The sequence below is a fragment of the Kitasatospora cathayae genome, assembly GCF_027627435.1.
GTDB classification, from domain to species: Bacteria; Actinomycetota; Actinomycetes; order Streptomycetales; family Streptomycetaceae; genus Kitasatospora; species Kitasatospora cathayae.
This window is the reverse complement of sequence record NZ_CP115450.1, coordinates 6,716,864-6,730,026: the sequence shown is the minus strand read 5'-3', so window position 1 is coordinate 6,730,026 and position 13,163 is coordinate 6,716,864. Positions and strand designations below refer to the sequence as shown.

At 70.1% G+C, this 13,163-nt stretch carries 12 protein-coding genes; 1 reads left to right on the top strand and 11 read right to left on the bottom strand.

Going from position 1 to position 13,163, the window contains the following annotated elements:
- Positions 1 to 2: 2 nt before the first annotated feature.
- The 11 genes from O1G21_RS30570 to arc all read right to left on the bottom strand — a co-directional run bounded on the left by O1G21_RS30570 (position 3) and on the right by arc (position 12,571).
- Positions 3 to 959, bottom strand: coding sequence for a helix-turn-helix transcriptional regulator (locus tag O1G21_RS30570; RefSeq protein WP_270148208.1), 957 nt, complete (start codon positions 957 to 959; stop codon positions 3 to 5).
- A 76-nt stretch (positions 960 to 1,035) separates the two neighbouring features.
- Positions 1,036 to 2,010, bottom strand: a complete 975-nt coding sequence (locus O1G21_RS30565) for a helix-turn-helix transcriptional regulator (protein WP_270148206.1) — start codon at positions 2,008 to 2,010, stop codon at positions 1,036 to 1,038.
- Between the two features lie 200 nt (positions 2,011 to 2,210).
- Positions 2,211 to 2,594: an FKBP-type peptidyl-prolyl cis-trans isomerase gene (locus tag O1G21_RS30560; RefSeq protein ID WP_270148205.1), complete on the bottom strand. Its 384-nt coding sequence runs from the start codon at positions 2,592 to 2,594 to the stop codon at positions 2,211 to 2,213.
- A 163-nt stretch (positions 2,595 to 2,757) separates the two neighbouring features.
- Entirely contained in the window at positions 2,758 to 4,077 is a 1,320-nt protein-coding gene (locus O1G21_RS30555) for an FKBP-type peptidyl-prolyl cis-trans isomerase (RefSeq protein ID WP_270148203.1), read from the bottom strand.
- Positions 4,078 to 4,279: 202 nt separating this feature from the next.
- Positions 4,280 to 5,266: an FKBP-type peptidyl-prolyl cis-trans isomerase gene (locus O1G21_RS30550; RefSeq protein WP_270148202.1), complete on the bottom strand. Its 987-nt coding sequence runs from the start codon at positions 5,264 to 5,266 to the stop codon at positions 4,280 to 4,282.
- Between the two features lie 122 nt (positions 5,267 to 5,388).
- On the bottom strand, positions 5,389 to 6,750 hold the full coding sequence (gene pafA / locus O1G21_RS30545) for a Pup--protein ligase (protein ID WP_207809376.1): 1,362 nt from the start codon (positions 6,748 to 6,750) through the stop codon (positions 5,389 to 5,391).
- Positions 6,751 to 6,865: 115 nt separating this feature from the next.
- Positions 6,866 to 7,627 carry a proteasome subunit alpha gene (gene prcA / locus O1G21_RS30540; RefSeq protein WP_270148201.1) on the bottom strand — a complete coding sequence of 254 codons (762 nt, stop codon included), beginning with the start codon at positions 7,625 to 7,627 and terminating at the stop codon, positions 6,866 to 6,868.
- 31 nt (positions 7,628 to 7,658) lie between these two features.
- Positions 7,659 to 8,501 (bottom strand): proteasome subunit beta, encoded by an 843-nt coding sequence (gene prcB / locus O1G21_RS30535; protein WP_270148200.1) that lies wholly within the window; start codon positions 8,499 to 8,501, stop codon positions 7,659 to 7,661.
- A gap of 161 nt (positions 8,502 to 8,662) precedes the next feature.
- Complete coding sequence (locus O1G21_RS30530) at positions 8,663 to 8,881, bottom strand: ubiquitin-like protein Pup (RefSeq protein ID WP_030286125.1); 219 nt, start codon at positions 8,879 to 8,881, stop codon at positions 8,663 to 8,665.
- Between the two features lie 183 nt (positions 8,882 to 9,064).
- Positions 9,065 to 10,576 (bottom strand): depupylase/deamidase Dop, encoded by a 1,512-nt coding sequence (gene dop / locus O1G21_RS30525; RefSeq protein WP_348532725.1) that lies wholly within the window; start codon positions 10,574 to 10,576, stop codon positions 9,065 to 9,067.
- Positions 10,577 to 10,804: 228 nt separating this feature from the next.
- Positions 10,805 to 12,571 carry a proteasome ATPase gene (gene arc, locus O1G21_RS30520; protein WP_270148199.1) on the bottom strand — a complete coding sequence of 589 codons (1,767 nt, stop codon included), beginning with the start codon at positions 12,569 to 12,571 and terminating at the stop codon, positions 10,805 to 10,807.
- Positions 12,572 to 12,857: 286 nt separating this feature from the next.
- Here arc and O1G21_RS30515 point away from each other — a divergent pair, with 286 nt between their 5' ends.
- Positions 12,858 to 13,163: a ferredoxin gene (locus O1G21_RS30515; protein ID WP_207809367.1), complete on the top strand. Its 306-nt coding sequence runs from the start codon at positions 12,858 to 12,860 to the stop codon at positions 13,161 to 13,163.

Sequence of the window (13,163 nt, the reverse complement as noted above, 5' to 3'; positions counted from 1 at the left end):
GCTCAGACCCGCCCCTCCCCGTAGGCGGCCAGCGCCTCCCGTGCGGCCGAGCGCGCCTGCTCGGCCAGCTCGGGCGGCGAGACGATCCGGCCGTCCCGGCCCAGCCGCAGCGCCAGCGGGCGCAGCTGGGAGGGGTCGGCGCTGCGCAGGGTGATCCGCAGCCCGCCGTCGGGCAGTTCCTCGGCCCGGTCGTGGGTGTAGTACTCGGCGACCCAGCGGCCGCCGGAGGAGACCTCCACCACCACCTCCGGGTCGTCCGCGGCCGGGTTGACCAGCCCGCCGCTGAGGTCGCGCGGCTCGCGCCGGGGCGGGTCGGCCGGGACGTCCAGGACGCGGATCTCGGCGACCCGGTCCAGCCGGAACATCCGGTGGTCCTCCGAGGTGCGGCACCAGGCCTCGAGGTAAGTGTGGCCCTCGGTGAGCAGCCGGATCGGGTCGACCTCGCGCTCGGTCATCCCGCCGCGCCCGTGCGAGTAGTAGCGCAGCCAGAGCCGGCGGCCCTCGCTGAGCGCGCGGTCGATGTCGGCGAAGACGTGGCTCTCCGCCTCGAAGGTCACGCCGACCCGGGCGCTGCCCTCGGCGCTCTCCCCGGCCGCGTTCTCGATCTTGGCGACGGCCCGGGTGAGCGCCTCCCGGTCACCGGCGCGCAGGCCCGGCAGCCCGGCCACCGCGCGGGCGGCCACCAGCAGCGCGGTGGCCTCGTCGGCGGCCAGCCGCAGCGGCTGGGCCACGTCGTCAACGTTGTGCCACCAGATCCGCTCGCCGTCGGTGTCGATGTCGAGCAGGTCGCCGCCGCGGAAGCTGGTGCCGCACATCGGCAGCACGTTGAGGTCCCCGATCAGCTCCCGCTCACTGATCCCGAACGCCCGGGCCACCTCGGCGACCTCGGCCCCGGGCCGCTCGCGCAGGTACGTCACCAGCGACAGCATCCGCCTGGTCTGGTCGATGGCGTTGCTCATGCGTCCACCTCGCTGCGCTCGGCGGGCGCTTCGCACAAAAATGCGCACCCTCCGATGATTCGCTCGCTGCACTCGCTCACGCGTGCCCTCCCTCGATACCCGCGACCGCCCGCAGCCGGTCGACCACATCCGCCCGCAGCTCCTCCGGCCCGAGCACCAGCACGTCCGGTCCGAACTCCGCGAGGTCGGCGCCCAGCCCGTTGCCGTACGGGATCTCCAGCTCGTCCCAGCCCTCGTCCACCCGGGTGCTGTTCAGCGCCTTGGTGCGCAGCGGGAAGCCCGCGCCCCGGCGGACCCGGACGGTCGCGGTGGCGGTGGCCCCCTCGCCCGCGAACTTGGCCACGGTGGCCCGGACGTCCACGTGCTCGGGCACGGTGCCGAGGAAGGCCCCGCCCTTGGCCTTCACCTTGCCGGTGATCCGGCTGAGCCGGAACACCCGGGCGTCACCGCGGTCCCGGTCGTACCCGGCCAGGTACCAGTGCCCGCGCCAGCACTCCAGCGCCCACGGCTCGACGCTGCGCTGCTCGACGGCGGCGGCGCCGGCCTTGCGGTACTCGAAGGTGACCGGACGGCGGTCCCGGGCGGCGGTGAGCAGCGGCTCGAACGCGGCCTCCCGGGCGGGGATGCGCGGCTCCAGGGCGGTCCGGCCCTCGGCCTCGCCGAACGGCACCCCGGCCGCGCGCAGCTTCTGCAGCGCGCCACTGGCCGCGCCGGACATCTTGGCCTGCTGCCAGACCCGGGCGGCCAGGGTGAGCGCGGCCGCCTCCTCGGCGTCCAGCGCGATCTCCGGCAGCCGGTTGCGGTCGGGGCGGGCGAGGTAGCCGAGCTCGCCGTCCAGCGCGTTCTCGTCGACGTCGATCACCAGGCCGAGCTCGCGCAGGTCGTCCTTGTCCCGCTCGAACATCCGGTTGAAGGCGTCCTCGCTGCTGTTCTGCCAGGCCTCGCGGTACGCCTCGATGGATTCCCGCAGCTCCTTCTTGGAGAGCGGACGTCTGGTGTTCATCAGGCACAGGGCGAGATTCATCAGCCGCTCTGCCTTGGCGATCGCCATCGCTGACCCTTCCGGTGTGCCCCGCCGCGCGCGGGGTGCGCCAACCGGGCGATCCTCACCCGGCGGGACCGACCGTACCGGTAGCGGTACGCACTGCAAAAGCCGCGTCCGACGCCCGATCGCCCCGGCGTGCCGTTCGGGTCCGAACACGGCCTCGGGCCGGGCCCCCGGCAGGGGTCCGGCCCGAGGTCAGCGCGGGCTCAGACCGCCAGCAGGTCGACCACGAAGATCAGGGTCGAGTGCGCCGGGATGAGCGGCGACGGCGACTGGGCGCCGTACGCCAGGTGCGACGGGATGGTCAGCTCGCGACGGCCGCCGACCTTCATGCCGGCGACGCCCTGGTCCCAGCCCTTGATGACCCGGCCGGCGCCCAGCGGGAACACGAACTCGTTGGGCGTCCGGTTCCAGCTCGCGTCGAACTCCTCGCCGGTCTCGAAGGTCACGCCGACGTAGCGCACCTTGACGGTGCTGCCCGGCTTGGCCTCCTCGCCGTCGCCGACGACGATGTCGCGGATCTGCAGCTCGGTCGGAGCATCCCCGATCGGGAAGTCGATCTCGGGCTTCTCGTTCAGGTTCACAGCCATGGTCCCTCTTCTCACGTTCGCAATTCCCTGCTCGACCAAGCGGCGGGCGCCCGCACCACGGTCCGTTCCTGGACCACGGTACGGGCGCCCGCCGCCCGTCGGGGTGCGGCCACGCGGCCGACCCCGAAGGTCACACGCCCACCATTGTCACCCGAAAAGTGGATCAGCCCTGACCGGCGTCCAGGATGTCCACCACGAAGACCAGGGTCGCACCGGGCGGGATGTCGCCCTGGCCCTTGTCCCCGTAGCCCATCGCGGCCGGGATCACCAGCTCGACCCGGCTGCCGACGGTCTGGCCCGCCAGCCCCTGGTCCCAGCCCTGGATGACCTGGCCGCCGCCGACCGCGAAGGAGAACGCCTGGCCCTTGCTGAGCGAGGAGTCGAAGACCTTGCCGTCCTTGGCCAGCGCGCCGGTGTACTGGACGACGACCTTCTCGCCCTTCTCCACCGCCGGACCGGTGCCCTTGATCAGGACGTGGGTCTTCAGCTCGGTCGGGTCCTTGGCGCCGGCCACCGGGGTGATCTCGGCCGGCTTCTTGCCGTTGTCCTTGACCTGCGGGAAGTCCGCCGGCGGCGGGGTGACGGTACCGCTCACCACGGCGTCGGGCGCGTTGGTGTTGCGGATGTCGATCACGAAGATCAGGTCGTCCTTGGCGCCGATCGACATGTCGGGCTTGCCCTGGGAGCCGAAGCCCGCGGCCGGCGGGGCCACCACCAGCAGCCGGCTGCCGGCCTTCTTCCCGATCACGGCCTGGTCCAGCGCCGGGATCAGCGCGTCGGTGCCGGCCTGGAAGATCTGCGGCTTGCCCTTGTCGTCGTACGAGCTCGGGATGTCCTTGCCGGTGTTCCAGTCCTTGCCGGTGTAGTCCACCGAGGTCCAGTTGTTCTTCTCCACCTTGGGGCCGCTGCCCTCGGACAGCACCTTCACCACGAAGGAACCGTCGGAGGCCTCGCCCGGCACCTGGATGTCGGCCTTCTTGCCGAAGTCACCGGTGACGGTCGGCAGCACCTTGGCGCTGTCCTTGATCGGCGGCACCGGCTCGGCGCTCGGCGTCGGCGGCGCGGTCTGGGCCGCGTCCGGCTTGGCGGCCGAGGCGCTGTCCTTGGAGTCGTCCTTGTTCACCATGTACAGCGTGATGCCGCTGCCGACCAGCAGCACGGCCAGCACCGTGCCGAGGATCACGCCCAGCTTGCCCACACCGGGCGGGTTCTCGTCGTACCCGGCCTCCGAGGTGTCGGACTTGCGCACGTTGCTGGCGAAGATCTGCGGGGCCTCGTCGTCCGTCTTGGTCCCGCCCGCCGTCCGCGGCCGGTCACCGGGCTGCGCCCAGCCGGCCTGCTGCGCGAGGATCGCCGGGGGGACGACGATCGACTCGCGGTCCGCCGCGATCGGGCCGCCGGGACGAGAGGCGGCCTGGTCACCCACAGAGCCGTCGTTCGCCGCGGTGCCGGCCCCGCCCGGGCTCGGCGTCTTCTCAGTCATGACTCCCCATCCATCTCGCCACAGGTCTTCCAGGTCTGCGCCCGGCGTGGTGAGCGCCGGCCTGCCGCCGCACCGCCCGCCCGGACCTCGGCGCCGGGCGGCGCCTGCCACAGTGCGAGGGCAGTATGACAGCTCAGGATGAGGGCGGACGCTTCGTTGTACGAGCGTCCGCCCAAGCGTACGGAATCCCCCCGGCGACTTCCTAGACCGCTTCCAGAATGTCGATCACGAAGACCAGCGTGGAATTCGGCGGCACCGAGCCCTGCGCCTGGTCCTTGTACCCGAGCGCCGGCGGCACCACCAGCAGCACCCGGCTACCCACGTTCTGCCCGACCAGCCCCTTGTCCCAGCCCTCGATCACGCTGCCGGTGCCGATCTGCACCGCCTGCGCGCCGCCGTGCGTCCAGGAGGCGTCGAACTGCTGGCCGTTGCTCCACAGCACCCCCGTGTACTGCACGATCAGGGTCTGTCCGCCCTTGACCGGCTTGCCCTCGCCCTTGATCAGCACCGCCTGCTGGAGGTCGGTGGGCGCGGCCTGCCCGGCCGGGAGCGTGATCCCCATCGGCGCCTTGCCGTTGTCCTTGACCTGGGGCAGCGTCGCGGCCGCCTGGGTCATGTTCCCGGTCAGCGTGGAGTCCGGCGGCAGGCTCTCGATGATGTCCAGCACGAACACCACGGTGTCGCCCTTGTTGACGCCCAACTGGGTGGAGCCCTGCGCCCCGAAGGCCGCCGCCGGCGGGGCCACCACCAGCAACCGGCTGCCGACCTTCTTGTCGATCACGCTCTGGTCCAGCGCCGGCACCAGCTGCCCGCTGCCCGCCTGGTAGAGCTGCGGCTTGCCGTTGTCGTCGTACGAGCTGGGCAGGTCCTTGCCGGTGGTCCAGTCCTTCGCCGTGTAGTTGACGGTCACCCAGTCGCCCTTGTTGACCGTCGACCGCTCCCCGGCGGTCACCGTGTTCACCACGAACTGGCCGCTGGGCTGGCCCTCGGGAAGGGTGATGGTGGCCTTGCTGCCGAAACCGCCACCCGAAAGAGTGGGCATCGGGGACGCCTCGCTCACCGGCGGGGGCACCGTCGGGGCGGCGCTCGCCGTGGACGGCGCCGCCGGGCCGGCCGCCTTGGGCGAGCTGCTGCAGGCCACCGCGAGCAGCAGCGGCAGGGTGAGAAGCAAACCGGCGGTGCGGCGCACGGTGGTCCTAACTGTCGGTCGAAGTCGGCTCTCCGGACTCGACGGACAGCGTATGCCCGGCACGCGTCCGGCCCCGGTAGACACCACCGGGGCCGGTCAACGCACGCGTCAGCGCCTGCCGATCACATGCCGGCGATCAGCTTCTCCACCCGCTCGTCCACCGAACGGAACGGGTCCTTGCACAGCACCGTGCGCTGCGCCTGGTCGTTCAGCTTCAGGTGCACCCAGTCCACCGTGAAGTCCCGGCGCTGCTCCTGCGCCCGGCGGATGAAGTCCCCGCGCAGCCGGGCCCGGGTGGTCTGCGGTGGGATCGACTTGGCCTCGAAGGTCTTGAGGTCGGTGGTCACCCGCTGCGCCTGGCCCTTGCCCTGGAGCAGGTAGAACAGGCCGCGCCGGCGGTGGATGTCGTGGTACGCGAGGTCGATCTGGGCCACCCGCGGGTTGGACATGCTCATCTGGTGCTTCTCGCGGTAGCGCTCGATGAGCTTGTACTTCATGATCCAGTCGATCTCGGTGGCCACCCCGTCGAGCCGCTCGGTGCGCACGGCCTCCAGGGTGCGGCCCCACAGGTCGAGGACCCGGGCGACGGTGCCGGTGTTGATGCCCTTGCGGTCGGCGAACTCCAGGGCCTTGGTGTAGTACTCCTCCTGGATGTCCAGCGCGCTGGCTTCCCGGCCGTTGGCCAGGCGCACCTGGTGTGTGCCGGTGAGGTCGTGGCTGACCTCGCGGATCGCCCGGATCGGGTTCTCCAGGGTGAGGTCGCGCATCACCACGCCGGCCTCGATCAGCCGCAGCACCAGGTCGGTGGCGCCGACCTTGAGCAGGGTGGTGGTCTCGGACATGTTGGAGTCACCGACGATCACGTGCAGCCGGCGGTAGCGCTCGGCGTCCGCGTGCGGCTCGTCCCGGGTGTTGATGATCGGGCGGGAGCGGGTGGTGGCGGAGCTGACGCCCTCCCAGATGTGCTCGGCCCGCTGGCTGACGCAGTACACCGCGCCGCGCGGGGTCTGCAGCACCTTGCCCGCGCCGCAGATCAGTTGGCGCGTGACGAGGAACGGGATCAGCACGTCGGCCAGCCGGGAGAACTCGCCGTGCCGGGCCACCAGGTAGTTCTCGTGGCAGCCGTAGGAGTTGCCGGCCGAGTCGGTGTTGTTCTTGAAGAGGTAGACGTCCCCCGCGATGCCCTCCTCGTGCAGCCGCCGCTCGGCGTCCACCAGGAGTCCCTCGAGGATGCGCTCGCCCGCCTTGTCGTGCGTCACCAGCTCGACCACGTCGTCGCACTCGGGGGTGGCGTACTCGGGGTGGGAGCCGACGTCGAGGTAGAGCCGGGCGCCGTTACGCAGGAAGACGTTGCTGCTGCGGCCCCAGGAGACGACCCGGCGGAACAGGTACCGCGCGACCTCGTCCGGCGACAGCCTCCGCTGCCCGCGGAACGTGCAGGTCACGCCGTACTCGTTCTCCAGCCCGAAAATCCGGCGGTCCATGAGCACTCCTTTGCTGGTCGGAGCTGTCCGAAACCGCCTCCACGACGACTGGGCCGCCGCAGGGGCACCGGAGTCCCGTACGGCGATCCGCTCGCCGCACGGGACTCCGCAGGCACTACTCGTCCGACGGCGGGGTGGCCGCCGGGTCGTCCTCGTCGTCCGCCTCGGCGGACTGGTCCCCGTCGAGCAGCCGGCCGAGCTGGTTGCCCAGGATCCGCTTGAACTTGCGCTGTTGGAACCGCTGGCGGTCGAGGACCGCGACCTCCAGCTGTTCCGGGGTGAGGGCCCGCGGGCTGCCGCCGTTGGGGTCGCGGGCGAGCGAGTCCACCGCGACCTTCACCGCCTCGGTGAGGCTCATGCCGACGCGGTGGCGCTGGCCCAGGTAGTTGCCGATCGAGTCGGCGTTGCCGCCGACCACGACGTAGTTCTTCTCGTCGACGACCGAGCCGTCCGGGGTGAGCCGGTAGATCTGGTCGTTGTCCGCGGTCCGGCCGACCTCGGCGACGATCAGCTCGACCTCGTACGGCTTCTCGCCGACCGAGGAGAAGACGGTGCCCAGGGTCTGGGCGTACACGTTGGCGAGGCCCCGGGCGGTGACGTCGGCCCGGTCGTAGGAGTAGCCGCGCAGGTCGGCGTAGCGGACGCCGCCGATGCGCAGGTTCTCGAACTCGTTGTAGCGGCCGACCGCCGCGAAGGCGATCTTGTCGTAGATCTCGGAGACCTTGTGGAGCGCCCTGGAGGTGTTCTCCGCGACGAAGACGATGCCGTCGGCGTAGGTGAGCACGACCACGCTGCGGCCGCGAGCGATGCCCTTGCGGGCGTACTCCGCGCGGTCCGCCATGGCCTGCTGGGGCGAGACGTAGAACGGTGTCGACACCGGCGGTCGTCCCTTTCCTGTGAGGTGATGGCTAGATCAGCGGGGCCTGCGGGCCGTTGGGCCGGGTCAGGCGCTCGTCGGTGATGGCGACCGCGGTCTCCGCGACCTCGGCGTCGGTGAGCCGGCGGAAGCCGTCCTCGGTGATCAGCGAGACGATCGGGAAGATCTTGCGGGCCAGGTCCGGGCCGCCGGTGGCGGAGTCGTCGTCCGCCGCGTCGTACAGCGCCTGGACGACCAGGGTGACGGCCTGCTCGGCCGTCAGGTCCTCGCGGTACAGCTTCTTCATCGAGCCGCGGGCGAAGACCGAACCCGAGCCGGTGGCGGCGAAGCCGCGCTCCTCGGAGCGCCCGCCGGTGACGTCGTAGTTGAAGATCCGGCCGCGGCCCAGGTCGAGGTCGTAGCCGGCGAAGATCGGCACCACCGCGAGGCCCTGCATCGCCATGCCCAGGTTGCCCCGGATCATGCTGGTGAGGCGGTTGGCCTTGCCCTCCAGGGAGAGCGTGGTGCCCTCGATCTTCTCGTAGTGCTCCAGCTCCAGCTGGAACAGCCGCACCATCTCGACCGCGAGGCCGGCGGTGCCGGCGATGCCGACCGCGCTGTACTCGTCGGCCGGGAACACCTTCTCGATGTCGCGCTGGGCGATGACGTTGCCCATGGTCGCCCGGCGGTCACCGGCGATCACCACACCGCCGTCGAAGACCGCGGCCACGATCGTGGTCCCGTGCGGGGCCTCCACCACCGATCCCTCGGGGAGCCCGCCGCGACCGGGGATCAGCTCCGGCTTGTGCTCGGCGAGGAAGTCGAGGAACGAGGAGGACCCCGGGGTCAGGAAGGCAGCCGGTAGACGCCCGGTGCCACGAGTGTTGGCTTCCACACGATTCCTTCCAGGTAGCTTGAAGCGCGCAATGCCCGCACCCTACCCGCCGACGATCACTGTCCACGCGTGGAGGGGCCGGAGCCGGACGGCCGGGCGGACGTTGCCACCCGACCGTCCGGGACGGTCACGACCGTGAATTCCCGAATACCGGGAACGGACTATTGCCCACCCTTCTGGACAAATCCACGCACGAAATCCTCGGCATTGCTCTCGAGCACTTCGTCGATTTCGTCCAGCACCGCGTCGACGTCGTCGCTCAGCTTTTCCTGGCGCTCCTTGAGGTCATCGGAATTCTGGGTTTCCGCGACTTGCTCCTCGACCTCCTCGGAGGAGCGGTTTGCCCGCTGCTGGCCGCCGCCGGTATCCTTGCTCGCCATTTCCCTCACCCCGCTCGAATCGTCTGGCACGGTTTGGTCGGTCGGTCGTTGCCGGTTGGCACCGACCCTATACACAAGGTGCGACTGCCGCTCCCGGTTTGCCGGTGGCGCTTCCTGTCCAACACCCGCTGCCACCCCGGATGATTCCCATTCGGCGGACGTTCACCCGTGGTGATCGAAAAGTTACCCACCGGCCAGGACGCGCAGCAGGTCCTCCGCCGTGCGGCAGCGGTCCAGCAGCTCCTTGACGTGGTTGCGGGTGCCGCGCAGCGGCTCCAGGGTGGGCACCCGCTGCAGGGAGTCCCGGCCCGGCAGGTCGAAGATCACCGAGTCCCAGGAGGCCGCCGCGACGTGCTCCGCGTACTGCTCCAGGCAGCGCCCGCGGAAGTAGGCCCTGGTGTCCTCCGGGGGCTTGGAGACGGCCCGCTCGACCTCCTCCTCGGTCAGCAGCCGCTCGAACCGGCCGCGGGCCACCAGACGGTTGTACAGCCCCTTCTCGGCCCGTACGTCGCTGTACTGGAGGTCGACCAGATGCAGCCGCGGGTTGTTCCACTCCAGGGCGTCCCGGCTGCGGTAGCCCTCCAGGATCTCCCGCTTGGCGATCCAGTCCAGCTGCTTGGAGAGCGACATCGGGTCGCGCTCCAGCCGCCCGAGGACGTCCTCCCAGCGCGCCAGCACGTCGACGGTCTGCTCGTCCGCATCGGTGCCGAAGCGGTCCTCGACGTACTTGCGGGCCAGCTCGAAGTACTCCAGCTGCAGCTGGACGGCGGTGAGCTTGCGCCCGTTGCGCAGGGTGATCAGGTGCTTGAGGGTCGGGTCGTGGGAGACCCGGTGCAGGGTGCGCACCGGCTGGTCGACGGCGAGGTCGGAGGCGATGAAGGAGTCCTCGATCATCGACAGGACCAGCGAGGTGGTGCCCAGCTTGAGGTAGGTGGAGATCTCGGAGAGGTTGGCGTCCCCGATGATCACGTGCAGCCGGCGGTACTTCTCGGCGTCGGCGTGCGGTTCGTCCCGGGTGTTGATGATCGGCCGCTTGAGGGTGGTCTCCAGGCCGACCTCGACCTCGAAGTAGTCCGCCCGCTGGCTGATCTGGAAGCCGTGCGCCGAGCCGTCCTGGCCGATGCCGACCCGGCCGGCGCCGGTGACCACCTGGCGGGAGACGAAGAAGGGGGTGAGGTGGCGGACGATGTCGGCGAACGGCGTCGCCCGCTTCATCAGGTAGTTCTCGTGGGTGCCGTAGGAGGCGCCCTTGTTGTCGGTGTTGTTCTTGTACAGGTGGATGTTCTGCCCGTTGGGCAGTTCCAGCGCGCGCTGGGCCGCGGCCGCCATGATCCGCTCGCCGGCCTTGTCCCACAGCACGGCGTCGCGCGGGTTGGTCACCTCGGGCGAGCTGTACTCGGGGTGCGCGTGGTCCACGTAGAACCGGGCCCCGTTGGTCAGGATGACGTTGGCGAGGCCGATGTCCTCGTCGGTCAGCTGGCTCGCGTCCGCCACCTCGCGCGCGAGGTCGAAGCCCCGCGCGTCGCGCAGCGGGTTCTCCTCCTCGAAGTCCCAGCGGGCCCGCCGTGCCCGGTGCATCGCCGCCGCGTACGCGTTGACGATCTGGGACGAGGTGAGCATGGCGTTGGCGTTGGGGTGCCCGGGCACGGAGATCCCGTACTCGGTCTCGATGCCCATCACGCGCCGTACGGTCATGCGGCCCTCCTTGCCCGGTGCACCGCCCCCGACGGGCGGAACACGCTGACGTACCGCTGAACAACACCGACGCCGGACGTCTGCCCGCGGACGGTGGGTCGAGCCTATTTCCCGGCGCCGATCGGCGGGCCCCGAGACGCGCCGTCCGGCTGCGGGGCCGCGAGGCGCCACAGCCGGACGGTGTGCGTACAGCTCCGGGGACCGCTGCCGGCCCGGACAACCGTGTGCTTACAGGTACTGCCCCGTGTTGGCGACAGTGTCGATCGAGCGGCCGGACTCGGCGCCCTGCTTGCCGGTGACCAGCGTGCGGATGAAGACGATCCGCTCGCCCTTCTTGCCGGAGATGCGGGCCCAGTCGTCCGGGTTGGTGGTGTTCGGCAGGTCCTCGTTCTCCTTGAACTCGTCCACGCAGGCGGCGAGCAGGTGGGAGACGCGCAGACCGCGCTGACCGTGGTCGAGGAAGTCCTTGATGGCCATCTTCTTCGCGCGGTCGACGATGTTCTGGATCATGGCACCGGAGTTGAAGTCCTTGAAGTACAGGACCTCCTTGTCACCGTTCGCGTAGGTGACCTCCAGGAAGCGGTTCTCCTCGGTCTCGGAGTACATCCGCTCCACGACCGACTGGATCATCGCCGCCACCGTGGCCTCGACGGAGCCGTCGTGCTCCTTGAGGTCGTCCGGGTGGAACGGCAGCGAGTCCCTGAGGTACTTGGAGAAGATGTCCTTCGCGGCCTCGGCGTCCGGGCGCTCGATCTTGATCTTGACGTCCAGGCGGCCGGGCCGCAGGATCGCCGGGTCGATCATGTCCTCGCGGTTCGAGGCGCCGATGACGATGACGTTCTCGAGGCCCTCCACGCCGTCGATCTCGGCGAGCAGCTGCGGGACGATGGTGTTCTCCACGTCCGAGCTGACGCCGGAGCCGCGGGTGCGGAACAGCGACTCCATCTCGTCGAAGAAGACGATGACGGGCGTGCCCTCGCCCGCCTTCTCCCGGGCTCGCTGGAAGACCAGGCGGATCTGCCGCTCGGTCTCGCCCACGTACTTGTTGAGCAGCTCGGGGCCCTTGATGTTGAGGAAGTAGCTCTTCCCCTGGGGGCGGCCGGTGACCTCGGCGACCTTCTTGGCCAGCGAGTTGGCGACCGCCTTGGCGATCAGCGTCTTGCCGCAGCCGGGCGGGCCGTAGAGCAGCACGCCCTTGGGCGGGCGCAGCTCGTACTCCTTGAACAGGTCGGCGTGCAGGTACGGCAGCTCGACCGCGTCGCGGATCAGCTCGATCTGGTTGTTCAGGCCGCCGATCTGGCGGTAGTCGATGTCCGGGACCTCCTCGAGGACCAGCTCCTCGACCTCGGACTTCGGCACGACCTCGTACACGTAGCCGGAGCGGGGCTCCAGCAGCAGGGCGTCCCCCGCCCGGATGGTGACCTCGCGCAGCGGTTCGGCGAGGCGCACCACGCGCTCCTCGTCGGTGTGGCCGATGACCAGGGCGCGCTCGCCGTCCTCGAGGATCTCCTTGAGGGTGACGATCTCGCCGATGCGCTCGAAGGCCATCGCGTCCACGATGTTGAGGGCCTCGTTGAGCATCACTTCCTGGCCGCGCCGCAGTTCGTCGAGGGCGACGTTCGGACTGACGTTGACGCGGAGCTTGCGACCGCCGGTGAAGATGTCGGCGGTACCGTCCTCGTTCGCCTCGAGGAAGGTGCCGAACCCGGCCGGCGGCTGTGCCAGCCGGTCCACTTCCTCCTTGAGGGCCACGATCTGGTCGCGGGCCTCGCGCAGGGTGGAGGCGAGTCGTTCGTTCTGGGCGGTCACGCCGGCCAGGTTGGTCTGGAGCTCGACGATCCGCTCTTCGAGGATTCTCGAATTGCGCGGCGAGTCGGCGAGCTTGCGGCGCAGTACGGCGATTTCCTGCTCAAGGTACGAGACCTGAGCGGCCTCGTCGGAACCACGAGCGGGCCTGCCGGTGCTGCGGTTGTAGTCGTCATCGTGGGCTGCCACGGTCCTCACCTCCTCCGGGGAGCTGGACGCTTCCAGACCCTACCTGGGACCAGGGGTCCGTAAACCCCTAGATCAAGAAAGATGGAACGGGCGTGTCCGATCTTCGCCCCAGCGTGCTTCCCCTCTGCTAAGGGGATACCCACCGCGCACCACCCAAAGCGGGCCAGATGTATCGTCGAGCGAAGTGATATCCGATCGCGACCGCGGTGCTTGGGTCCGATCGTTGTACGAATGGCGGGATTGCTCCAGGAATAGGGGCGACCCGGGACAGAAACGGCAGGGGACCATGTCGGTGACCGAGCAGACCGCGGCGGCGACCGAGGAGCTGGAGGTGTGGATCGACCAGGATCTGTGCACCGGCGACGGCATCTGCGCCCAGTACGCGCCCGAGGTCTTCGAGCTGGACATCGACGGACTCGCGTACGTGAAGGGCCCGGACGACGAGCTGCGCCAGCAGCCCGGGGAGACCGCCCCGGTGCCGCTGACGCTCCTTCAGGACGTGGTGGACTCGGCGAAGGAGTGCCCCGGCGACTGCATCCACGTGCGCCGGGTCGCCGACCGGGTCGAGGTCTACGGGCCGGACGCCGAATAA